Consider the following 23,786-nt stretch of genomic DNA (forward strand, 5'->3'; position numbering starts at 1 on the left):
TTGGAGCACCAAAAAACCGCTTTTATCTGACAGGCAGTTTTATTGATGGTTATTGGGCCCCTAATATTACAAAATATGGTTTGCATTCAGCAAGTCATTATGAAGTGGCAGATGTTTTTGCTCAAGGCCAACTTATTAATAGGGCAGGTCCGGTTGCAGGACCTATGGCAGAAGTTAACCATAATAGTTTAACTTACTTGACTGAAGAAGATAGATTAGCAATCGCTACCTATCTAAAGACGGTTGTGAGTGAAGAGTATTTGGGGGTTGCCCCATCTGAAAGCCAGCCAACTCTGAAGCGAGGGAAGCAGGTATATGTAAATTCTTGCATTATCTGCCACCAAAAAGGTGATATGAGCGCTCCAGTGATTGGTGATAGTTCAAACTGGTATATGCGCTTAAAAAACAGTGGGTTAACCGGGCTTTATCGTCATGCTATTCACGGTTATAACAGCATGCCTGTCAAAGGAGCCTGTGTAACTTGTTCTGATAACGATCTTTTGGCCGCAGTGGATTATATTCTTAACAAGTCACTTTCACGTTCACAGTGGCGTGATTTAGCGGCAGGCGGAGCAAAAAATATCCTTCGAATGGTAAAGAAATTTATAACGAAAACTGCAGTATGTGTCATGATGCGGGCAAGCAAGGTGCACCAAAAATTGGTGATAAAGAGATATGGAAGCCATTAATTGCCCAAAATATGGATGTCCTAATCGAGAATACTATTAAGGGTGAGTCTCATCCGAAAAATGGTGGGTGTAAACATTGCACAACCGGTGAAGTGATTGAGGCAATTAAATATATGGTGAGTCAATCAAAAACTGAAGGGAACTATTCCCTGTGGTAATTGAAGCATCGCTTCTGATTTGATTATTAATTTATTTAATTATTGGCCAGGAATAACACCTGGCTATTTTAAAGAGGTGAGGACGGGGATGCTAAACAGGTTTAAGGTAAGCAAGGTGCTTGCCGCCTTGATGGGACTGGTCATAAGCCAGACCGCAATGGCTGCAGCGGATAAATGGCAGCTGAATATGTATAAAGGAGTGACTCCTTTAAGTAATGACATGTACGATTTACATATGATTGCTATGGTAATTTGTGGCATCATTGGTATCGTGGTGTTTGGGGTCATGATTTACTCGCTAATCCACCACCGTAAATCGAAAGGTTATGTAGCGGCTACTTTCCATGACAATACTCGTTTGGAAATCGTTTGGTCGATAATTCCTTTTCTGATTCTTGTTGGTCTTGCTATTCCTGCTACTAAAGTCCTGATGAGGATGGATGATACCGCTGAATCGGATGTCACTGTCAAAATTGTTGGTTACCAATGGAAGTGGCAATATCAATATCTTGATCAAGGTATTAGCTATTTCAGTAATTTGTCGACTCCTTACGAGCAAATCCAGAATAAAGAGAAGAAAGGACAATGGTATTTGTTGGAGGTGGATAAACCTCTGGTTTTACCCGTTAATAGAAAAATTCGTTTTCTAGTGACTTCCAACGATGTGATTCATTCCTGGTGGGTTCCTGAACTTGGCGTAAAACGCGATGCTATGCCAGGATTCATGCATGAAGCGTGGGCCAGAATAGAAAACCCCGGGGTTTATCGTGGTCAATGTGCGGAATTATGCGGTATTAACCATGGTTTTATGCCTATTGTTGTACAAGCAGTGAGTGATGAAGAATTCAACAAATGGGTTGCTGAGCAGGTTAAAGTCAAGGACGAGTATGCTGCTACCGTTGCTCAACCTGCAGACCAATCGAAAATGACTCGTGCAGAACTGATGAGTCTGGGTAAACAAAAATACGATCTCATTTGCGCGGCCTGCCACCAAGCGGATGGTAAAGGGATAGCACCGATGTATCCCGCGCTTAAAGGCAGCTCAGTCTCCGTAGGAAAGCCGATTTCACGTCATATTGAACTGGTTCTGCATGGCGTACCCGGCTCTGCTATGCAAGCGTATAAAGATCAGTTAAGCGATGCTGAAATTGCTGCAATTATTACTTATGAGCGTAATGCTTGGGGAAATAATACTAACGATGAAATTCAGCCTGCAGATGTAGCAAAAGTACGTCAGGGCGATAATCAACAACCTAAAATGGTGAAGAAGGCTCAAGCTGGAGGTTTGCGATGAGTGATATACTAACGCATGATATTGGTCATGAAGAACATCATGGTCCAGAGCAAGGTAAAGGAATAAGCGGTTTTGTAAAGCGATGGCTGTTTACGACAAACCACAAAGACATTGGTTCCCTTTATCTTTGGTTGGCTTTGATCAGTTTTTTATTGCTGGATCCATGGCGTTAATCATACGTGCCGAACTTTTTCAGCCAGGACATCGATTTGTCGACCCTAACTTTTTTAATCAAATGACTACACTCCATGGCCTGATCATGCTTTTTGGGGTGGTTATGCCTGCCTTTACCGGGATGGCTAACTGGCAAATTCCTATGATGATAGGTGCGCCTGACATGGCTTTGCCCCGTCTGAATAACTGGAGTTTCTGGATATTACCCTTTGCTTTTGCACTCCTGGGATCAACGATGTTTCATGCCGGCGGTGGTCCTAACTTTGGGTGGACTATGTATGCGCCATTGTCGACCAAGTACGCGCCGCCGAGTACCGATTTTATGATTTTCTCCATTCATATGATGGGACTTTCATCCATTATGGGTTCAATCAATATTATCGCTACAATTCTGAACATGCGTGCTCCTGGCATGACTTTAATGAAAATGCCAATGTTCGTATGGACATGGTTAATTACCGCTTTCTTGTTAATTGCTATTATGCCGGTATTAGCAGGCGCTGTAACAATGATGCTTGCCGATAGGCATTTTGGCACCAGCTTTTTCGAAGCGGCTGGCGGTGGAGATCCCATTCTATTCCAACACATATTCTGGTTTTTTGGTCATCCAGAAGTTTATGTTCTTGTTCTCCCTGCTTTTGGTGTTATTTCAGAAATTATCCCTACTTTTAGCCGTAAACCGCTTTTTGGTTACCATTTCATGGTTTATGCGACTGCTAGTATTGCGATACTATCGTTCGTTGTCTGGGTACATCATATGTTTACCACTGGTGTTCCGTTAGGCGCGGAATTGTTTTTTATGTATACGACAATGCTGATTGCGGTGCCGACTGGTATTAAAGTTTTCAACTGGGTAAGCACGATGTTCAAAGGGTCAATGACTTTTGAAACCCCGATGCTTTTTGCCATTGCCTTTGTTTTTCTCTTTACCATCGGTGGTTTTACCGGTTTGATGTTAGCCTTGGTACCAGCTGATTTCCAATACCAGGATACTTATTTTGTGGTTGGTCATTTCCACTACGTTTTGGTACCAGGGGTCATATTCGCTCTGCTAGGGGCAACCTATTATTGGTTACCAAAGTGGACTGGACATATGTATAGTGAGCGTTTGGGTAAATGGCATTTCTGGCTGTCTGTCATTTCAGTGAATATTGCATTCTTCCCTATGCATTTCTTAGGATTGGCTGGTATGCCAAGACGAATTCCCGATTACGCATTACAATTTGCTAATTTCAATATGATTTCCACAATTGGTGCGTTTATTTTTGGCTTTTCACAGTTACTATTTTTATACAACGTGATAAGAACAGTGCGCGGTGGTAAGAAAGTAGATGCTCGGGTTTGGGATGGTGCGCATGGCCTGGAATGGACTCTACCCTCCCCCCCACCATACCACAGCTTTACTACGCCGCCTGAAATTTGATGAGAAAGAAGTAAAGGTGGTGAAATTTAATGGCTGAGAAAGGTCATGCAAAATTGGTAATTAGCCTTGCAGTGGTTGTTATCGGCATGTTTGCTTTTGGTTTTGCATTAGTGCCCATTTACAATAGTTTATGTAAAGTGTTGGGAATCAATGGAAAAACAAATACCGAAGCAGTTGCTTATGATGAAAAGCGGGCAAAAATCGCGCATGAAAGAGAGGTCGTTGTGGAATTCGTAGCGACAAATAATAGCTCTGTGCCCTGGGCATTTTATCCTAAGGTCCAGAAGTTAAGAGTGCACCCAGGCGAAATTGCCAAACTTGCTTTTTATGCAGAAAATAAGACAAACCATCGCATGACAGTGCAAGCAATTCCCAGCGTCACGCCAGGAATTGCAGCTAAATACCTAAAAAAGACGGAATGTTTTTGTTTTACGCAACAAACCTTGAATGGGCATGAAGCGATGGATATGCCTTTATTATTTCATCTGGATACAGATTTACCGGCGAATGTTAAGACAGTTACTCTGTCCTATACTTTGTTCGATGTAACTAATAAAGTGCTCAACTAACATGAGTTCGATATAAAAACAGAGCTTATTTTTTATATCGCTAAACGAACGTTATCCCGTAAAATGCGCAGCATTTATATGGGATCCAGTATCTATAGTCCAGTTCGTTTTAATAGCGGATTTACGTTAACTAAGCATTGTAAGTGCAGTTGCACTAGCAATATAGATAGACAGGAGAAAAATATACAATGGGAGCACATGGCACATATTACGTACCTAAACCCAGTCATTGGCCATTAGTGGGCTCAATTGGTTTGACGACAACCCTGGTTGGCGCTGCCTCTTGGCTGCATCACGATTGGTACGGTCCTTATATTTTTACTCTTGGCCTAGGGATTTTAGTGTTTATGATGTTTGGCTGGTTTGGCCAAGTTATTTACGAGAATGAAAAGGGCTTATACGATTTACAGGTTGACCGTTCATTTCGTTGGGGAATGAGCTGGTTTATTTTTCCGAAGTTTGCTTCTTTGGCGCTTTCTTTGGGGCTCTCTTTTTCACGCGCTATTGGTCAGTCCCTCTCTTGGGTGGAGATATCCATCCCATTACCCATATCACACTTTGGTCTGATTTTCAGGCGACTTGGCCCTTGCTGACTAATCCGAACAATCAAATCTTTGTCGGCGCTAACGAGGCAATGGGTGCTTGGGGTTTGGCTGCTATAAACACACTTATTTTATTGACATCGGGTGCCACGATAACTTGGGCTCATTGGGCTTTGAAACTAAATAAACGCAAACAACTCATCGTAGGTATGATCTGTACTATTGCACTGGGTGTCCTTTTCCTAACGCTACAATCTTATGAATACCATGAAGCCTATACAGAAATGAATCTAACGCTCGATGCCGGAATTTATGGTACGACTTTCTTTATGCTGACAGGATTTCACGGTTTGCATGTTACCATCGGGACAATCATGCTGATTGTTATTCTAATGCGTTGCATTCGTGGTCATTTTACGCCGGAGCGCCATTTTGCGTTTGAGGCCGCTGCCTGGTACTGGCACTTTGTTGATGTGGTTTGGCTATTCCTGTTTATTTTTGTTTACTGGCTCTAAACGAGAGCTGGTTAGTCAAAGCCATAGGCGAAGCTAGTAGTGGGCCCTTGATTACGACCCTACGCTAGCTTTGGACCAGTTTTTTTGAGTGTTGCCGTTGGTTTTAGGCTTGCTAAATAGGAAACGCTAAGGTCAAAATCGGGGTGGGCTTCAATTAAAAAAGCACCGCAAACGTGATTATCTTTCCCTACGGGTATGCGTACATCTTTTTCTATGAGGGGCTCCCTAAGAACTGGTGAAAATTGTCAATCATAATGATAGTTTGCGCACCTTGAAGCTGAGATACTCCAGGATAACCCTCAAATTGCTCGGCATGAGTGTTTCCCATAAGGGCCAGCCATTTCTTGGTTCTACCAGCTATTAACTCTTGCTCGACGATGCTATTCGCTTTGAAGTTAAATACTCTAATTCGCTGAGGGGTGTCTTCTTGCACTGAGTCAATGCCTACTTTCTGCATTGCATAAGATAAACTGGTATTCAATCCTACAATGCGAATACCCGCCTTTTTTACAGCAATAACCAAGTTAGTGAAAGTGTATTTTACCTCTGCGGGGTTAATGCCATTTTTTCTTAAAAATTGTTGTTGGGAGTTAAAGAGATGTCCTCTATCTAAGGTATTCAAATAGTCTTGCAATAAAGGAGACATATCAGCGTCAGGGGGGCTTTGCATATAATTATCCAGTTCAATTTGCATGGTGTCATTAAAAATATGCTCTAAAAAGAGAGTGTCGTATCCTTCAGCTTTGAAATGGTGGAGGTTTTTAATAATGAATTTTTTTGAGCAGATGTATTCGTGAGCTTCTGATATCACAAGGTTATTTTTCCAGAGCTCGCTAAAATGCATTACTTTAGAGCGTGATTTAGTAGCACAGTTACTAGTGTTATTGTTAGTACTATCATCAGTACTGAAAAAAGATAATGATTTTGCTTCGAGCTCTTTTTTTTGCATGGCTTGCAAGTGTCGAGAAGCAAGTGTTTGATAATGAGAAAGTTCATGCAGCCAGGGAAATTGTTTTTGCAGTTTATCGAATATTGCTAGTAAGTGGTAATCGTCTGGAGAAAAGCCAACAATATCAATGCGCATTAGCTCATTATCATACTCAATATGCCCAGGTAAAGCGGTTAGTATTTCCTCTTTAAATTTTTGATATCGCTTCTGGTATTTTTCCTTGATTACTAATTCTCTAACATCGTCTTTACGGTGGTCGAACCCAAAGGCAGTTTTCCAGTTATAGAATTTTCCACTAGGATGAATGCTGTAAACAGGAGCCATAGCAATACATCACTTATGCACGACTTAAAATAAGTATAGTTCAAGCAGATAGTAAAAATATTATTCTGTATGGTCGACATGGATAATTGAATTTGCTCTAAAACCCATACACCTGTTCGTGAAGAATGAGGCTCATTACAACTTTGTATTAATTAGTAGGCCGGGTTGAAATTGAATAGAGTTAATTGTTAGGGTGTAAGTAAAGCGATAACGATGAAAGTTGATATTAGTAATGATTGCTTCACCACGAAAAAAGTCAGCGTTAAAAACGACTGGACTTTCCTTATCAAGGTAATCAGTGCTGGTCAATTGCATCTCCTCTTCCCTGAGCTCAACTAACCAACAGGATGCCTGGGCGTGTCCGCATTTTAATTTAACGGCAACTGGTTGCATGGGCTGGATTTGCATAGCACTTCTCCGCTATATGACTTAATGTCGGCAGAGAAGATAAAAACTTGAGCAATTAATTTATTAATTGTTTAATAACAGCTTGTAAATTTGGCAAGGTATCATAATGGATGATTAGGGTTCCTTTACCTGCTTTGCCTGGTTTGATTTTAACTTTGGTTTTCAACTGCTGAGTCAGTGCCTCAACTTGCTCCTGGATTAGAGGCGTAATTTCTCCTTTCACACTCGTTTCAGGTTTACCATTCTTAACACGAGTGACGAGTTTTTCTGTTTCCCTGACAGATAAATTTTTAGCAACTACTAATTGGGCTACTTGGCTTTGCTGTTCATCACTGAGCATTAGTAAGGCGCGGGCATGTCCCATATCCAAATCGCCATGCTCCAAAAATTGTTTTACTTCCGTATTCAAACTCAATAAGCGTAGATAGTTACTAACAGCTGTTCGGGATTTACCTAATAGTTCGGCAACTTGTTGGTGAGTTAAATCAAATTCATCCGTGAGGCGATGCATGGCGCGAGCTTGATCCATAGCATTTAGATCTTCGCGTTGCAAATTTTCTACTAAAGCCATAGCCATGGCAGTTTCATCATCTACTTGACGTAAGACAACAGGCACTTCAGTCAACCCGATTAATTGGCAGGCACGCCATCGCCGTTCGCCTGCGATGATTTCATACCGTCCAGTGGCAATTTCACGAACTACTAATGGTTGTAGCAAGCCTTGCTGCTTGATTGATGCAGTCAACTCGGCCAAAGGAGCTTCTTCAATTTCTGCGCGCGGTTGATATTTACCAGGTTGTAAACTATCTATGGCCAGACTTAAGCGCTCGGTTGTTGTTTTTTCATTAAGCAAACTCACCGTAGAATTACCTAATAAGGCAGATAAATTACGTCCTAAACTACTGCGTTTTGTTGTCATAATTACCTCGATTAAACGGCTACGGTCTGCTTACTAATAACTTCAGCAGCTAATACCATATAAGCGGCTGCGCCTGGTGATGATTTGTCGTAGTGCAACGCTGGTAAACCATGACTGGGTGCTTCAGCAAGACGTACGTTTCGCGGAACTACCGTTCTGTACACTTTATTATGAAAATGTTCTAACAATTGTTTTGATACGTCGGAGCACAAGCGATTACGTGCATCATACATAGTACGTAGAACGCCTTCAATGTGCAGCCGTGGGTTTACCGAGGCCTTAATTTGTTCAATAGTTGACACCAAGGCAGCTAAACCTTCGAGCGCATAATATTCACATTGCATCGGAATTAACACTGAATCGGCGGCCACTAATGCATTGATAGTGAGCGTATTTAATGCCGGGGGGCAGTCTATTAGGATAAAGTCATAGGCGCTTTGTATGGATTGTAATGCCTTAAATAGGAAGGTTTCACGATGATTTCTTTCCATCAGGCTAACTTCGGCAACAGTCAAATCACCATTGGCAGGTATTAAATCAAAACCACAGCCTGTGGTTAAACAAGCTTGCTCGGCGAGACAATCACGTAGCAAAACATCATTCGAAGTATGTACCAAAGTGCTTTTATCAACGCCCGAACCCATCGTTGCATTACCCTGGGGATCCAAATCAATCAGTAAAACCTGCCGGCGATTCGCAGCGATCGAGGTTGCTAGATTAATTGCTGTCGTGGTTTTTCCCACGCCCCCCTTTTGATTGGCAATGGCTATGACTTTTGCCATGGTTATTCCTTGATTGCATTTTCAATAATGACGCAGCAACGCTTACCATCTAGACCGGGTACAGTATAGGACTGGACTTGATAGGGTAGGTTGATGCTCGCTAGCTCGGTTTCAGGATAGCGTCCTTTCATGGCAAGCCAGATACCATTTGCCTCAACAAGATGGTTAGTCCATTTTAACATTTGCGCCAGATCGCTGAAGGCCCGACTTGTTACTGTATCAAAACCGAGTGATGGGTGGTAGTTTTCTACGCGAGTTTGTACGATTTCAATATTATCTATTGCCAGAGCACGTTTTACTTCTTGCAGAAATCGTATTTTTTTGCCATTACTGTCTAGTAAAACGACTTGTAAGGTTGGTTGTATCAATGCTAGTGGGAGACCAGGTAGCCCGGCTCCGCTACCTACATCCAGCAAACGCTTGCCACGAATCCATGGTGCGATAGCCAAGCTGTCGAGCAGGTGACGAGTAACCATAATATCCATATCTCTAATAGCGGTTAAATTATAACTTCGATTCCATTTATGCAGTAACGATAAATAGCGCAACAGCGGTGCAGTCGCTGTTGTTACACCAAGTTGTTCTAGGCCTTTATTGAGAATTAAAGCCAGCTCTGACGGGTCACTCATGCCGGCTCTCGATGCTTTTTAAGATAAATTAACAACAAAGACAAGGCTGCTGGTGTGACACCAGAAATACGTCCTGCCTGCGCCATAGTTCTTGGTTTGATACGGCTTAATTTCTGAATAACTTCGGTCGACAAGCCAGGAACAGCAGTATAGTCAAGATGGTCCGGTAACTGGGTATTCTCATGCTTGCGTAAGCGCTCAATGTCCAAGAGTTGCCGTTCTATATAACCTGCGTATTTACTTTGAATTTCCACTTGTTCGGCAACGTCATTGGCTAACTCCGGTAAACCCAAATGAGCAACAGCCTGCAAATCCTTGTAGTTGATTTCCGGACGTTTGAGCAGATCGGCGGCACGGCAATCTTGTTGCAGCGGATTTTCGATCATAGTGGCAAAATCTTCGTTGTGCGCAACGCGGATCCAAGTCTCTTTCAGTTGCGTTTGTGCTTGCTCGATGGCTTCCCGCTTTTGACAAAAAGCTTGCCAGCGCTCGTCGCCGACTAACCCTAGCTCTCGGCCTTTTTCTGTCAGACGAAGATCGGCATTATCCTCACGCAAAAGCAGACGATATTCTGCTCTTGAGGTAAACATACGATAGGGCTCTTGCGTTCCACAGGTAATCAAATCATCGATGAGAACACCCATATAGGCTTCATCGCGACGGGGGCACCACAAAGGTTTTTCTTGTGTTTGCAGGGCCGCATTCATGCCGGCAATTAAACCCTGTGCTGCCGCTTCTTCATAGCCAGTAGTGCCATTGATTTGGCCAGCAAAAAAGAGATTAGAAAGCGGTTTGGTTTGTAGATAAGGTGTTAGACCGCGTGGGTCGAAATAATCGTATTCAATGGCATACCCTGGTCGAGTAATATGAGCGTTTTCAAATCCTTTGATAGTACGGACAAATTGAACTTGTACTTCGAAAGGTAAACTAGTTGATATGCCATTGGGATAAATTTCGTCTGTCGTTAATCCCTCAGGCTCAACAAAAATTTGATGAGATGTTTTATCGGCAAAGCGCACTACTTTGTCTTCAATCGAAGGACAATAGCGAGGACCAATTCCCTCAATAACACCAGCATACATGGGTGATTGATGCAAATTGGCTTGAATAATTTCATGGGTAGCGGCAGTTGTATGTGTTATGTAGCAGGGGAGTTGCTGTGGATGCAGTGCCGTAGTACCCAGATAGGAAAATACGGGTACTGGTGTATCGCCAGGTTGAACTGACATTTGCGTATAATCCAGCGATCGCCCATCAATACGAGGAGGTGTTCCAGTTTTCAAACGACCGACAGGCAATTCCAGTTCGCGTAAGCGTTTTGCTAAAGCAATGGCGGGTGGATCACCAGCGCGCCCACCAGCATATTGACTCATGCCCACATGAATTTTGCCACCTAAAAAGGTACCAACAGTCAAAACGACAGCATGAGCCCGCAAAACTAAACCCATCTGGGTAACAACACCTTTGACTTGTTCCCCTTCAACCAGCAAATCATCAACTGCTTGTTGAAACAGGGTTAAATTAACCTGATTTTGTAATTGTTGGCGAATCGCCTGCCGGTAAAGGACGCGATCCGCTTGCGCGCGAGTGGCTCTTACTGCGGGTCCTTTAGACGCATTGAGAATACGAAACTGGATACCTGCTTTATCGGCAGCTAAAGCCATAGCACCATCTAGTGCGTCAATTTCTTTCACCAGATGGCCTTTACCAATACCGCCGATTGCGGGATTGCAAGACATTTGCCCAAGCATATCCATATTATGGGTAAGCAGCAGGGTTTGAGCGCCTAGGCGGGCTGCTGCGAGTGCTGCTTCTGTACCAGCATGGCCACCACCAACAACAATGACGTCGTAATGTTTTTCAAGATTCATATTAGGGAAATTATTGCGCAACAAAGCCGCAATTATACACTTTTTTGTCAGTATACCCAACCTTCTCAGGCTAGGTTTGCGTTCTAATTGTTCTTGGTGACTAAAGATATCTCAATATCCCGAGAGGCTGTCGTATATCGACTAACGCTTTTGAAGAAAGATGATTTTTTCGGCTCACCTAATAAGCTCGCAGAAAATTCAGTTAATTTGGTATCTTGTAAATAAGCTTCCTTGACTGAGGATGTAAAGGCTTTGAATTTTTCATTTTCAAACTTAGATAGTTCAGCGTTATTAGGGGCAGAGTTTTCAATAATTCGGTTCGATTCTTCTCCCAGGACCAAACCGACTGCCAATACAGCCAGACTTCTACTTTTTGGCAAGAACAGGGAGGAAAAACAAGCAATGGTAAAAAGGTATCAATCAATACTGAACGATATAGCTGTTTTCGCTGATAAGTGACCATTTGCTCGTGGTACTTCGTATTATTAATAAAGCTTTGTATCGTTAAATAAAGCTGTTTTTGCAGATTTTCATCAGTCTCGCTACCTAATTTAATCAGAGCAGCTTTGCATTCCGTTCGAATTTTGTTCCTGAGATTGGTTGGTTTTATTTAACTCCAAAAGACCACTGACTGCAGTAGTTGCTGTCGTTAGGGCAAAGCAGAGAAATGCACCCACTGCTGCCAGAGTTAAAGCAGTTGGGGCCAATATCGTACCAGGAAGTAAAAAGAAACTACAATTTACAGTGAAAGCCAGAAGTAGTGCGATAGCATAAAGCAGATCATTGATGAAGCCATACTTAGTAAATTTCCAGTTAAATTCACAATTGGCTTTCATTTTGGCAATTTGATCTTTTCGCGTTTGTAATGCGTTTCGTTCTTTTTCCAGTGTTAATTTTTCGCTGTTCTCAAGCGGTTTCCGTAATTGCTCTTCAATTTTGTCGATGCCGTCTTGCAAAATTGTCATATCACGATCATAGGCAGATATTTCTTTATTGTGTTTAGTCCATTCTTCGTGGAATTTGATCGCAGTGAGTGTCACATCCATTAGCAATAACGCAGCAGTTAATACATTACCGTAGTAACCGGCCATACCGCTGCCTTTGAGCCAGAAAAACAAACCAGGTTAGCAGTGGCCCAGATAAAATCGTTAAGCAGAGCAAATTTTCGTTGATCCCACTGAGTCATGAAGCGTTCTTGCTTGGTAATTTTCTCCTCATCAGCGCTCATCCATGGATTAGAATAAGTATGTTTTAATAACATCAAAAGACTTATGCCGCCACGAGCATAATAGAGCATCCAACTCATATTCCCAGTATAAGGAGATGGTATACCTAAACGTTCCTGCGCCTGCGTTTTATTAAAGAAATCTTCGGATAATAAATCGAGCACTGATGCAAGCAAACCACCACCCCAGATCCAGTAAAGGCGCTTAACATTGACAGCAGTCATCCATTCGTTAAGGAGCAAGGTTTTGCCATCCGTGTTATACATTTCGTACATCCTATCCACTAACCATCTTGCAATAATAGTCAGGCCTAACAAGCGCATGGCTTTATTTGAAGTAGCGATCTCTCTTGCTAGCATTTTTTCAGGTGTTATGGGTTTATTAATTGATGGTGCATTATCCAAGTCTTGAATAAGATCGCTACAAAGAGTTATTTTTTCCTGCAGTATAGGCAAAGCTTGTCTTTCACCTTCAAGTTCATCAAGTTGATATTGCGAGTAAAGAAGGTAAAAGGTAAAAAGTAATTCCTCGCGACGAAATTCTTGTTGCTCTTCAGTTAAAAAAGCATTCTTTACTGGTGTTAGTTCTTTACTGTAATAAGCCAGTAAGGCGGGGAAAAAAGGCCTGTTCTTAGATAGCTCAGCAGGAGATAGTTTTATTTTTGTATTAGGGTTAAGGTGATTAGTATACAAATTCAGGATAGATTCACGTTCCTCAGATGTCAGCATAGCAAATGAAGTTTTTATAAATGGAACGTTAGCAGGCATAAACGATAACCTCAATAAATTAAATAGCCTCAATACAGGGAATACTACTGAAATAGCGCAAAATGCTCTTTTTATAACATAGCTCTTATTTGAGCAACAAGCAGGTAAGAATAAATTTACACAATTGATAACTTAATTATGAAATCAGCCGTGATTTTGTTAAAAAAAGAGATTTGAGCTGCAATTGTATCCAAGATGATTATAATTGTCACTAAAAATAAAGACGGTTGGCAGTTAAATAATCAACGGTGTAAAATTACTCCTTTTGTAAGTGGGTAAAAAATGAAAAAAGCAGTTGTTTTATTATCAGGAGGTCTTGATTCTACGACCTGCTTAGCAATGGCAAAAGCGCAAGGGTTTGCTTGTTATGCACTTAGCTTTGCTTATGGCCAAAGGCATTCTGTGGAATTATCGGCGGCCCGACGGGTTGCTGCTCATTTGCAGGTAGTAGAACATCGGGTGGTGACGCTTGATCTCGACCAATTTGGTGGTTCGGCCTTAACCGATGAAACGGTGTCGGTACCTGATTATAAAGGAGATGGTCTTATTCCTGTCACGTATGTCCCTGCGCGTAACACGGTATTTTTATCCATTGCACTTGGTTTTGCAGAAGTCATTGCTGCTCGCGATATTTTCATTGGTGTCAGCGCAATTGATTATTCAGGTTATCCAGATTGTCGTCCGGAGTTTATTGCCGCTTTTGAGCACATGGCTAATTTAGCAACCAAGGCGGGAGTAGAAGGTGAATTTGTTAAATTGCATACACCCTTACAGTATTTAAGTAAGGCGGAAACTATTTTAGCGGGCAAGCATTTAGGCGTGGATTATGCATTGACCGTATCTTGTTATCAAGCCACTGAAAGTGGTCATGCCTGTGGGCGTTGTGATAGCTGTACCTATCGCCGACAAGGCTTTAAGGCTGCTGGAATTGCTGATCCAACGTTGTATCTTTAAGTACTCCTGACGTGAGTTCGATATTAAATTAAATTATTTTTGATCTCGAGCGAGTATATGGATATTAACACGAATTGTTTTACGGTTATGTTACAACATGTTGTACATTTTCAGTTCGTTTTCAGTTAACCGCCTGCTATGATTCGCCTCGGTTACTAAAACAAGGAGAAAAACATGACTGTTTTGGAGTTTTCAAGGAGGCATTGGGCTGCGGCATCAGCTCTTTTTATTGCAACATCGTTTGCACTTGCGACGGGAACAATAATTTTTCTTCATCCTGGAATTATACTGGCAGTAGCGGGATTCACCGTAGCCGATGCTATGCCCTTAGCATTTATAGGGTCAATGTCACTGCCCGCTGCCATGACTATATTGTCTACCCTGGTTTTAGCATAAATCTGATTCTTAGTACATTCTTTAATATAGTTGTTGCAATCTATAATGCGATAGATCATTTTTCCGACCTCCCCCTATTAGTTTGGGAGACCATTATGAAAATGAGAATAGAGGTCTATTACGGAAATTATTAAGTGAACATTGGGCGGTGACTTTCGCCCTTCTTATTGCGACAGCATTCTCTATTGCAATTGCTATGGTTGCGTTTCTTTACCCATCAGTCATTCTGGCAATTGCTGGGTTTACTTTATTTGATACCACACCCTTAGCATTTATAGGACCTATGCCTCTCCCAGCCGCCGTCCTTACCATAACGGCTCTTGTTTTTAGTATTAATCTGGTTGCCAGTATTCTTTTTAATACAGTCGTTAGTATTTATAATGGTTTGGATCATTTGTTGCAGCCTGAATCAAAAGAGCTTTCTATAGCTAGTAGTCATCTTAATATGCAGATGAGTGGTTTGGAAAAAAGACGAGCTGGCGGCGATAGTATAACTTCTATTATTGACGGTGAAGATTATGGTGATGGTATTAATCATTGTTCGCCACTTGCTTCGCCAACCCGAGGCATCAAAATTGATGGCCACATTTATCCAGATACAGAACAAGGCTCTCAACACCAAAATAACTGTTTTTAATTGCGTAGGCAAGAAAGAACCTAGAGACATTTTGCTAGTTGCTAGCGATTATTCTTGCCAACGCTTAACTAAGCCGCTATCAATATCGAACAAATCTAAAATTCTGCCGACACTATGGTTAATCAAATCATCAATCGTTTGTGGTTGAGTATAAAAGGCAGGGACAGGTGGGCAAATAATTCCGCCCATTTGTGTGACGGTGACCATGTTTTGCAGATGTCCCAGATGCAAGGGGGTTTCTCTTGGCATTAAAACCAAACGACGGCGCTCTTTAAGAACGACGTCGGCCGCGCGGGTAAGCAAAGTCCCTGTAATACCATGAGCAATTTCGCCAAGTGTTTTCATAGAGCAGGGAGCGATAATCATGCCTTTTGTTTTATAGGATCCACTCGCGATAGACGCACCGATATCAGTAGCAGGATGGTAAATATCAGCCAAATCTTTAAGTTCTTCCATGGTCAAATTGGTTTCGTAAGCACGAGTTAGTTGAGCGGCTTTACTCACGACTAGATGAGTTTCGATAGGAAAATTTTTTAATACTTCCAATAAACGAATGCCGTAAATAATACCGGATGAGCCGCTAATACCAATAATAAGACGAGGGTTATTCATGAGGATTTATTATCCTTTTTTATCGGGCAACCATAATATTAGTCTCTATTGTAACGTATAAATGGAGCATTCCGACGGCGTATGCGTTATAATTTGCCATTTTTATTGTTGCGAGCAATCACTTTATGACAACAGTCCGCAAAATGCTGGTGACCAGCGCACTCCCTTATGCGAATGGGCATTTACATCTTGGACATTTGGTCGAACATATTCAGACCGATATTTGGGTGCGTACTCATAAAATGCTAGGTCACCAGTGTATCAGCGTTTGTGGTGATGATGCCCATGGTACGCCCATTATGCTGAAAGCCGAACAATTAGGAATTACGCCAGAAGAACTGACTACTCAAATGAAGCAGAGTCATGAACAGGATTTTAAAGCGTTTTCTATTAATTACGATTGTTACCACACGACTCATTCCCAGGAAAACCGTGTTTTGGCTGCTCATATTTATGAACGATTACAAGCAGCTGGTGCTATTGTTAAAAAACCATTCGCCAAGCTTACGATCCAGTGAAGGCAATGTTTTTGCCCGATCGTTATGTGAAAGGGACTTGTCCCAAATGTGGTGCCGCCGATCAATACGGTGATAATTGTGAATCTTGTGGGGCAACCTACGCACCAACCGAGCTTATTGATCCTGTCTCTGCTATTTCCGGTGCAAAACCAATTGAAAAAGAGTCGGAGCATTATTTCTTTGATTTGCCACGGTATGAACAATTATTGAAGGAATGGACACGCAATGGGCATTTGCAAAACAGAAGTAGCCAACAAATTGGATGAATGGTTTGCTGCTGGCTTAAAGCAGTGGGATATTTCGCGTGACGCGCCTTATTTTGGTTTTCAAATTCCTGGCGTCAGTGATAAGTATTTCTATGTCTGGTTAGATGCACCTATAGGTTATATGGCCAGTTTTAAGAAATACTGTGATGAAAATAATTTGTCCTTTGTTGAATTTTGGGATAAAAATTCTACAACGGAGTTGTACCACTTCGTAGGTAAAGATATTGTTTATTTCCATGCTTTGTTTTGGCCGGCTTTATTAGCAGCGAGTGGATATCGGTTGCCCACCGCAATTTTCACACATGGTTTTCTAACCGTGAATGGCCAGAAAATGTCAAAATCACGCGGTACTTTTGTTGAAGCTCGCACGTACCTTGCTCATTTGCATCCAGACTATTTACGTTATTATTTTGCTGCAAAACTAAATAGCCGAGTGGATGATTTGGATTTGAATTTTGATGATTTTATTAACCGGGTGAATGCAGATTTGGTAGGTAAAGTGGTTAATATTGCCAGTCGCTGCGCTGGTTTTATTAATAAGCGTTTTGATAACCAATTGGCAACCGAATTAGCCGAACCGGCTCTTTATCAGCAACTGTTGGCTCAACGGACGGAGATTGTTGATGCCTTTGTTCAGCGTGATTATGCGCGTGCTATCAGACAAATCATGGAATGTGCTGATCGAGTTAATCAATATATCGATACGAACAAGCCCTGGGTACTTGCCAAGGACAATGAACGTTTGACTGATGTCCAGGCAATTTGCACCATGGGTTTGAATCTATTTCGTTTGTTGATGACTTATTTAAAACCAGTATTACCAATGATGGCGGAAGCGAGCGAACAATTTCTAAATTGCGAAGCGTTTAGCTGGGATAATATCGATAGACCGCTCCTTGGCCACAAGATTAATACATTTAGACCTCTCATGGTGCGAGTAGAAAAAGAGAAAATCGATGCCATGCTATTACAAACCAAGGAGTCCTTAGTGAGTACAACTGATGTTCAAGAAAAACAGGATAAAGTGACAGTGAATACAATCAGCATTGAAGATTTTACCAAGGTTGATTTACGGGTAGCTCGAATTGTGTCTGCTGAGGCTGTAGAGGGAGCGGATAAATTATTGCGGTTACAATTGGATATTGGCGATGGAAAGCGGCAAGTATTTGCTGGAATTAAAAGCGCTTATGCACCGGATGATCTCGTAGGCCGTTTGACTGTAGTAGTTGCTAATTTAGCTCCACGAACCATGCGTTTTGGGGTATCCGAAGGGATGGTATTGGCAGCGGGTGATGGGAAAGATATTTTTCTTTTACAACCGGATGCAGGAGCGCAACCTGGGATGAAGATAAAATAATGGTTTCTGTTAAGGCAATTGACGAGTTATTACCACAGACTCAATGTGGTGAGTGTGGTTATTCGGGCTGTTTACCTTATGCTGAAGCATTAGCCCAAGGCATTGCTCCTATAGATCGCTGCCCACCTGGCGGGGTGACAACAATGCAAGCGCTTGGTGAGTTGCTAGGCGTGAATACAGAAGCCTACCTGGCAACAGTCGAAGCAAATACTCGTCCGCCTTCTTTAGCTGTTATTCGTGAGGCTGAATGCATTGGTTGTACCAAATGCATTCAAGCTTGTCCTGTCGATGCGATTATTGGTAGTGCTAAGTTGATGCATGCTGTGATTGCCCATGAATGTACAGGCTGTGGGCTTTGTGTGGCCCCCTGCCCGGTAGACTGTATTGAACTAGTGAATTTACCAGAATCCGGCTACGATAAGACAGTAGTTCGTCAACGATTTCACGCCAAACAAGCACGCCTGCTAAGAGAGGAGCAGGAGAAACAGCAGGTTTATCGTGAAAAGCGCCAATTGGCAGTTAAAACCAGCGATGCCAGGCAGGATATCCAAGCCAAACAGGATTATATCAAGCAGGCACTAGCAAGAGTGCAGGCAAAAAAGACATGAATAAAGCAAAGCGCCGTGCTATTTTTGAACGTTTTCGTGCTCAAAATCCATATCCTACAACAGAATTGCATTACAACTCGTCGTTTGAATTGCTCATCGCTGTTATGCTTTCCGCGCAAGCAACCGATGTGAGTGTTAATAAGGCAACGGCTAAACTCTTTCCTATTGCTAATACGCCCAAAGCAATATTGGCTCTGGGAGAGGAGCAATTAAAGACTTATATAAAAACCATTGGTTTATTTAATAGTAAAGCGCAAAATGTGATAAAGACTTGCCAACACCTTATTGAAAAATACAATGGCCAAGTACCAGACAGTCGTGACGCTTTAGAAGCATTGCCAGGTGTGGGGCGTAAAACAGCTAATGTGGTGCTCAATACAGCGTTTGGTCAACCAACGATGGCAGTAGACACTCATATTTTTCGGGTTGCTAATCGAACTGGAATAGCACCAGGAAAAACGCCCTTGGCTGTTGAATTAGCCTTACTTAAGCAGATTGATAAAGAATTTATACACGATGCCCACCATTGGCTTATTTTACATGGCCGCTATGTCTGTGTTGCTCGCAAACCGCGTTGCCCTGATTGTCTTATTCGCGATCTTTGTGAGTTTGAGCATAAAACCACATAATCAGAGTATTCTGAGGCTACTCGCTAAAAAAATAGGCTACTCTGGTAATTTTTTAACGTTACCCCTAGAATAAAATTTTGACTATTGCCGGAGAGCAATATGGGGCTTTGGGATGCATGGAGCACAGCCAAGGGGTGGGGTAATTCCCTGTGGAATAACACCTTTGTTAAGAAAACCGTCATACGTTCACTTCATTCTTCTTATCAAATTTTAGAACATTTGGTTGAAGAAATCAGCGTTGCACCAAAGGTGCTTTATTCAACCGTTGTTGATCCAAAAACTCGTAAAGTTGCCAGTCATGTAACTCGTATTATGGCTGAAGATTTACCCCGCATCATTGTCCCTTCTTATGTCAATACACTGATTCAACAAGGAGGTCGTACCTATCTCGGTGATGAATCAGATGCTCCCTGGCTGAGTATAGATACCAGCATCATCATGGCATTAGGACTTTTAGACTGGGGAGTCTGGATTTATACCAATAGGCATCGGTCGCAAATGATGATGCGTACGCTGGTGGTACTTCTTGTGGCTGGCGATGACCTAACTTCTAATAAACCAAAGATGGTTATTTGTACTGAGGAGCCCTGTACTGACGCGCGTTTTTTAAAAGGAGTCATTCGCAGTACTATTAAGTATTCCACCACAAAACAACTGGTAAAGCTGTTGGGCTATATACCTGGCATAGGAGAAACGCTCACCACGGTAGCATCGACTTATAACGAAGGAAGTTATATTCTGTCGACGATTATTCCCGAGGTTTGTGATCGCCACCAGGAAGAATATTTTAATGAATACGCGAGACTTGTTTGGGCTCTTGGGATTGGGCAGAGCCTTACTACCAATGGGGCTGTTTCCCTCATAGAATACTTGACGACTAAATATCTAATTACTATCCCTAAATTTTACTATCAAGATGCCATTAGCAGTGGCTTACTCGTCCTTTTTTAGTATCACTGCTCATATGAAGTTACCCCCACCAGTGCGCCAATCAACTTATGGTATTCGCGATCCGATAGTGGCTACCAGGCGTGCGATCGGGGTATTTTTTGAGATTTTGATTGCAGGTTCAAGAGTAGTATTACCCCGCATCGTGAACAAAGAGCGATTACCTACTATTTCTTTAACGCAAATCGGAAAAGTGTGGAAATTGGGTGAGACTATTTGGCTTCATCCCTGGGCTGACAAGGTGAAGTTTATTTTGTTACCACACTCACTACAAACGATGCAGTATTTCATTGATGACCCTGTCATTGCTCCTAACTGGAATGGTGTACGTGACAAGTTAGTAAAGGCAATTAAATCGTTTGAGGCAAAGCGTGAAAGCTGGTTAATCTTCTTCGCAGGACAACTGCCTAGCGCTTCCTCTACTGCAGCCAAGGCATTTTTTGGCGTTCCCGAGCCTCTTACGGCGTTATTGCTAAAACTGATGGGCAATGAAGATTTTATGCTGGCTTTGGGGAGCTATCGTGAAAAATTGGAAGGGCTACATGTTGGGCCGCCTCCGCCCATCCCAGTTGAGGATGGCTCACCTTCTCTACGAGGTCATGAGAGCCAGGATATACAGAAATTTCCTGCATCAAACACAGAGCCTAAGGTTAATAAACGGTATCAAATTGCTCCAGAAAAAGTTATTAGACACCAAAAATCTACCAAAGCAGAGGCTCAGACTGTTATTCGAAAACGTTCAAATCATCCAAAAACGAGTGCAAGCGATGTGATTGGAAAGGGAAGCCCTCGTTTTTTAAAGTAGATCCTACAAGCGTTATTGTGACTAAGAATAAACGAGGTAGTGCAGAATATGTACTTTTAACAGATTCTTCCAACACTTATTCGACCTAAGAGAAAGAATCTCACCGTTCTGTACCCTATTTGATACTGGAGCCCGTATAATGCTACGCATTTTACCGGATAGTGTTCGTTTGGCGACATAAAAACAGAATTTTATATCGAACTAGCGTTAATCTGGGTCAAAAAAGTTTTTTCTCTTAAAATAGTAAAGCATGAGAATAGTTAACAGAAGCATTAGCCCAAGAATGAGTGGATAAGAATAACGCCATTTTAACTCCGGCATGTCGACGAAATTCATACCATAGATACCTGCTATAAAAGTCAAAGGAATAAAGAGACTGGCAAACAAGGTGAGGATCTTCATGGTTTCATTCATGCGATTATTGAGCGTTGATAAATAAATTTCTAGAATGGAGTTGCTCATTTCTCTTTGTAAATCAATAGATTGTAAAAGGCGTACACAGTGATCATGTAAATCGCGATAATAAAGGCGGTACTTAGCATCGATAAAGCGGTTATGCTCTGACAATAATAAATGGACAATATCCTGCAGCGGTGTGATCGCTTTTCGCAGAGTCATGGTATGTCTTTTTATGGTATATAAACTCGAGAGGTCAATCGCTTGAGGATCTTTCAGGAGCAGATCTTCCATGCTACTCAAATTTTGTTCAATCTCTTCAACGAAATTGAAATAATTGTCCACTATATTGTCCATTAAAAGATGCGTAAGATAATCACTGCCATGTTCTCTTACCAAAGATTGCTCTGCACTCAGGCAATTATAAATCGGATGAAAATTATAATTATCGGATTCACGAAAAGTTAATAATAGATTTTTTTACTACCATACTGAGCTGCTCAACGTTATAGCTTAGATGATGTGTAGCGCTATGCAATAATTTAAAAACAACAAAGAAACCACCATCGATTTCATCTAATTTGGCACGTTGATGAGTATTTAAGATATCTTCAACAAACAAGGGGTGAATGGCAAATTCGGTGCAGAGCTCACTAATTTTGGGACTATCGGCAAGCCCCGAAACATCTATCCAAACAGACTGATTCGCAGCTAGGGCATCCTGGATAATTGTCAGGGATAAGCCTTCGATTCTCGTATAGCTATGGTTGTCATAAATATGGATGTAGATTTTGGTTTTAATGGGCGGGTTTTCACCTACATAGATAGCTGAACCAGGTAGCATTCCCTTTTTTGCTGACGATTTTTTCTTATGTGAATCCATAAGTTATTCCTTGTGTTGTATCACTACTATTCTGATTTCAAGGAAGGATTCAGTCAATGTTGATTGTTACAATAATGATTTATTTAGGAAAAGGCATTTCGTTCTATCTCAATGATTTTGGTTGGCAAAATTTGCCAAAAGAAAGGCAACAATGATATATTGCTGCACAATTTGGAGTGCAGTCTGGGGTAAAAATTGGTCTCGGATTTGTAATATGAGTTCGACTGAATGATGACGATTTTTTCAACTGTGCTACAAAAACGCAGCTATCTTCCCCTTACTGTGGGCATGATGACTTGTCTTATTTTGTTGATCAATGTCTCGTTTAAGATCATTATTATCCAGGGCTTAATTTTTACTGCAAGTGCAGTACTTTGCCCTTTGGTAGCTTTTATTTATTTATTGGTTTTAAAAGAATGCAATATTGTCCAACAACGCCATATACTCAATCAATCGCTCCTTGCCCTGTATTTGTTTTCTATAGGTATTTATTTGCTGGTAAATTTGCCAGCAGCGGAAACAATGTATGATAACCCCGCCTATCAGATTGTTTTTGAAGACATCCCCAAAAAATTCTTTGCATCAACGTTGGCTTTTGGCTTAAGTTTTTATTTGCCACATATGATTTGCTGTGCAAGAAACAGTAAACTATTTGCTTCACCTAAGAAACGCCTTTTAATGGCGCTTTTGGGAGGATTTTCTTTTTTTAGTTTGGATTTCGTTTTACTTTTTTCTGATCCACACATTCATAGGTTTAATCAAATTTATCTTGATTCTTCGATGCTCGCATTGACTATTCTATTACTAATAGGCGTTATTTATCTTATTTGCTTGCTACTTTTCGATAGGCTAGATAAAGCAAAACAGCTTACTGAAGCGTTACCACAGTATTTATCATTTCCTCTATATCACTATTTGGTCAGTTTTTCGGTTGCTATCCTATTGATCTGTTTAGCTTGTGAATATCGACTAGTTTCCTTTCCTAATGGTTGGGTTTTAACAGCAAGTGGATTGTTATTTCCTCTCACGATGATGGTCAGTAACCTTATTGGCGAGCTTTATGGTTATAAGGCAAATATTCGTTTAATAATCATGTTGTTAATTACGCAATTGATCTTCGATTTCTTGTTAATGGGGACGGTTGCGCTACCATCTCCCGATTTTTTAATCTGAATCCTTTCTATTCTTTAGTGATGCCGCGACAGATCCCTGCAGCAAGTTTGGCTTTGGCTGTTAATTTTTTACCAATGCGTCGTTATTAGAGTATCTGCAAAAAACCAAGCTTGTAACAAATCGTTATGCACGTATTCTCACTGCGAATATTTGTGCTACTACATTGATTTTGTCTAGTTAATTACAGTTTATTGTATGCTGGTATTTACCCTCATGAGCAAATTTTTACTCTGGCAATTACCTACTGGCTCTATAAACTAGTAGCAACTTTGATTGGTTTACCGGTGATTTTATGGTTGTACAATCAATTTCACAAACAGATGGAAAATGCATCTTGTTTGTCCGCCAACTAACTTGGGAGAAAA

General features: G+C 41.4%; 21 protein-coding genes and 5 pseudogenes. 15 read left to right on the forward strand and 11 right to left on the reverse strand.

Annotated elements, in window-relative coordinates; genetic code table 11:
• The 5 genes and pseudogenes from BN58_RS22010 to BN58_RS22020 all read left to right on the forward strand — a co-directional run.
• Positions 1-847 (forward strand): annotated as a pseudogene (locus tag BN58_RS22010) (c-type cytochrome); the annotation flags it as partial.
• Between the two features lie 88 nt (positions 848-935).
• Positions 936-2,141 (forward strand): cytochrome c oxidase subunit II, encoded by a 1,206-nt coding sequence (coxB, locus tag BN58_RS04300; RefSeq protein WP_026069248.1) that lies wholly within the window; start codon positions 936-938, stop codon positions 2,139-2,141.
• Positions 2,138-3,738 (forward strand): annotated as a pseudogene (ctaD, locus tag BN58_RS22015) (cytochrome c oxidase subunit I). Before coxB ends, ctaD begins: the two are co-directional and overlap by 4 nt.
• A gap of 29 nt (positions 3,739-3,767) precedes the next feature.
• Positions 3,768-4,307 (forward strand): cytochrome c oxidase assembly protein, encoded by a 540-nt coding sequence (locus BN58_RS04310; protein ID WP_019215799.1) that lies wholly within the window; start codon positions 3,768-3,770, stop codon positions 4,305-4,307.
• Between the two features lie 188 nt (positions 4,308-4,495).
• Positions 4,496-5,364, forward strand: a pseudogene (locus BN58_RS22020) (cytochrome c oxidase subunit 3).
• Between the two features lie 211 nt (positions 5,365-5,575).
• On the opposite strand, the gene BN58_RS04320 reads toward BN58_RS22020, so the two are convergent.
• The 9 genes from BN58_RS04320 to BN58_RS04360 form a co-directional block, all read right to left on the reverse strand.
• A complete protein-coding gene (locus BN58_RS04320; protein ID WP_019215800.1) occupies positions 5,576-6,637 on the reverse strand; it encodes a membrane-targeted effector domain-containing toxin in 1,062 nt (353 codons plus the stop codon).
• Between the two features lie 135 nt (positions 6,638-6,772).
• Positions 6,773-7,045, reverse strand: a complete 273-nt coding sequence (locus tag BN58_RS04325) for a hypothetical protein (RefSeq protein ID WP_019215801.1) — start codon at positions 7,043-7,045, stop codon at positions 6,773-6,775.
• Positions 7,046-7,100: 55 nt separating this feature from the next.
• On the reverse strand, positions 7,101-7,964 hold the full coding sequence (locus BN58_RS04330; protein ID WP_019215802.1) for a ParB/RepB/Spo0J family partition protein: 864 nt from the start codon (positions 7,962-7,964) through the stop codon (positions 7,101-7,103).
• 11 nt (positions 7,965-7,975) lie between these two features.
• Complete coding sequence (locus tag BN58_RS04335) at positions 7,976-8,746, reverse strand: ParA family protein (RefSeq protein ID WP_019215803.1); 771 nt, start codon at positions 8,744-8,746, stop codon at positions 7,976-7,978.
• A 2-nt stretch (positions 8,747-8,748) separates the two neighbouring features.
• Complete coding sequence (rsmG, locus tag BN58_RS04340) at positions 8,749-9,375, reverse strand: 16S rRNA (guanine(527)-N(7))-methyltransferase RsmG (protein ID WP_019215804.1); 627 nt, start codon at positions 9,373-9,375, stop codon at positions 8,749-8,751.
• Positions 9,372-11,246 carry a tRNA uridine-5-carboxymethylaminomethyl(34) synthesis enzyme MnmG gene (gene mnmG, locus BN58_RS04345; protein ID WP_026069249.1) on the reverse strand — a complete coding sequence of 625 codons (1,875 nt, stop codon included), beginning with the start codon at positions 11,244-11,246 and terminating at the stop codon, positions 9,372-9,374. The genes rsmG and mnmG overlap by 4 nt, the downstream gene beginning before the upstream one ends.
• 83 nt (positions 11,247-11,329) lie before the next feature.
• Positions 11,330-11,626: a hypothetical protein gene (locus BN58_RS04350; RefSeq protein WP_156812354.1), complete on the reverse strand. Its 297-nt coding sequence runs from the start codon at positions 11,624-11,626 to the stop codon at positions 11,330-11,332.
• Between the two features lie 171 nt (positions 11,627-11,797).
• Positions 11,798-12,337 carry a hypothetical protein gene (locus BN58_RS04355; RefSeq protein WP_026069250.1) on the reverse strand — a complete coding sequence of 180 codons (540 nt, stop codon included), beginning with the start codon at positions 12,335-12,337 and terminating at the stop codon, positions 11,798-11,800.
• Entirely contained in the window at positions 12,310-13,200 is an 891-nt protein-coding gene (locus BN58_RS04360) for a hypothetical protein (protein ID WP_156812355.1), read from the reverse strand. Before BN58_RS04360 ends, BN58_RS04355 begins: the two co-directional genes overlap by 28 nt.
• Before the next feature lie 321 nt (positions 13,201-13,521).
• On the opposite strand from BN58_RS04360, the gene queC reads away from it, so the two are divergent.
• From queC to BN58_RS04375, 3 genes are all read left to right on the forward strand, one after another.
• Positions 13,522-14,193: a 7-cyano-7-deazaguanine synthase QueC gene (gene queC / locus BN58_RS04365; RefSeq protein ID WP_019215807.1), complete on the forward strand. Its 672-nt coding sequence runs from the start codon at positions 13,522-13,524 to the stop codon at positions 14,191-14,193.
• 174 nt (positions 14,194-14,367) lie between these two features.
• Positions 14,368-14,589 (forward strand): hypothetical protein, encoded by a 222-nt coding sequence (locus tag BN58_RS04370; protein ID WP_019215808.1) that lies wholly within the window; start codon positions 14,368-14,370, stop codon positions 14,587-14,589.
• Between the two features lie 82 nt (positions 14,590-14,671).
• Positions 14,672-15,226, forward strand: a complete 555-nt coding sequence (locus BN58_RS04375) for a hypothetical protein (protein ID WP_019215809.1) — start codon at positions 14,672-14,674, stop codon at positions 15,224-15,226.
• Between the two features lie 48 nt (positions 15,227-15,274).
• On the opposite strand, the gene BN58_RS04380 is transcribed toward BN58_RS04375, so the two are convergent.
• Entirely contained in the window at positions 15,275-15,838 is a 564-nt protein-coding gene (locus tag BN58_RS04380; protein WP_019215810.1) for a UbiX family flavin prenyltransferase, read from the reverse strand.
• Positions 15,839-15,963: 125 nt separating this feature from the next.
• Between BN58_RS04380 and metG the strand changes: the two are divergent.
• From metG to BN58_RS04405, 5 genes and pseudogenes are all read left to right on the forward strand, one after another.
• Positions 15,964-17,979, forward strand: a pseudogene (gene metG, locus BN58_RS22025) (methionine--tRNA ligase).
• The gene (locus BN58_RS04390) at positions 17,979-18,587 is read left to right on the forward strand and encodes an RnfABCDGE type electron transport complex subunit B (protein ID WP_019215814.1); all 609 of its coding nucleotides are present in this window, start codon (positions 17,979-17,981) and stop codon (positions 18,585-18,587) included. The pseudogene metG and the gene BN58_RS04390 overlap by 1 nt, the downstream one beginning before the upstream one ends.
• Positions 18,584-19,216, forward strand: coding sequence for an endonuclease III (gene nth, locus BN58_RS04395; RefSeq protein WP_019215815.1), 633 nt, complete (start codon positions 18,584-18,586; stop codon positions 19,214-19,216). Before BN58_RS04390 ends, nth begins: the two co-directional genes overlap by 4 nt.
• A 99-nt stretch (positions 19,217-19,315) precedes the next feature.
• On the forward strand, positions 19,316-20,167 hold the full coding sequence (locus tag BN58_RS04400) for a hypothetical protein (RefSeq protein WP_019215816.1): 852 nt from the start codon (positions 19,316-19,318) through the stop codon (positions 20,165-20,167).
• A gap of 13 nt (positions 20,168-20,180) precedes the next feature.
• On the forward strand, positions 20,181-20,969 hold the full coding sequence (locus BN58_RS04405) for a hypothetical protein (protein ID WP_019215817.1): 789 nt from the start codon (positions 20,181-20,183) through the stop codon (positions 20,967-20,969).
• Positions 20,970-21,176: 207 nt separating this feature from the next.
• Here the strand turns inward: BN58_RS04405 and corA are convergent.
• Positions 21,177-22,248, reverse strand: a pseudogene (gene corA, locus BN58_RS37495) (magnesium/cobalt transporter CorA).
• A gap of 228 nt (positions 22,249-22,476) precedes the next feature.
• On the opposite strand from corA, the gene BN58_RS22035 reads away from it, so the two are divergent.
• Positions 22,477-23,421 (forward strand): VUT family protein, encoded by a 945-nt coding sequence (locus tag BN58_RS22035; protein WP_232220334.1) that lies wholly within the window; start codon positions 22,477-22,479, stop codon positions 23,419-23,421.
• A 191-nt stretch (positions 23,422-23,612) separates the two neighbouring features.
• Entirely contained in the window at positions 23,613-23,774 is a 162-nt protein-coding gene (locus tag BN58_RS32765) for a hypothetical protein (RefSeq protein WP_232220335.1), read from the forward strand.
• The last annotated feature ends 12 nt before the right edge of the window (positions 23,775-23,786 follow it).

The organism is Legionella tunisiensis, from assembly GCF_000308315.1.
Taxonomy (GTDB): domain Bacteria; phylum Pseudomonadota; class Gammaproteobacteria; order Legionellales; family Legionellaceae; genus Tatlockia; species Tatlockia tunisiensis.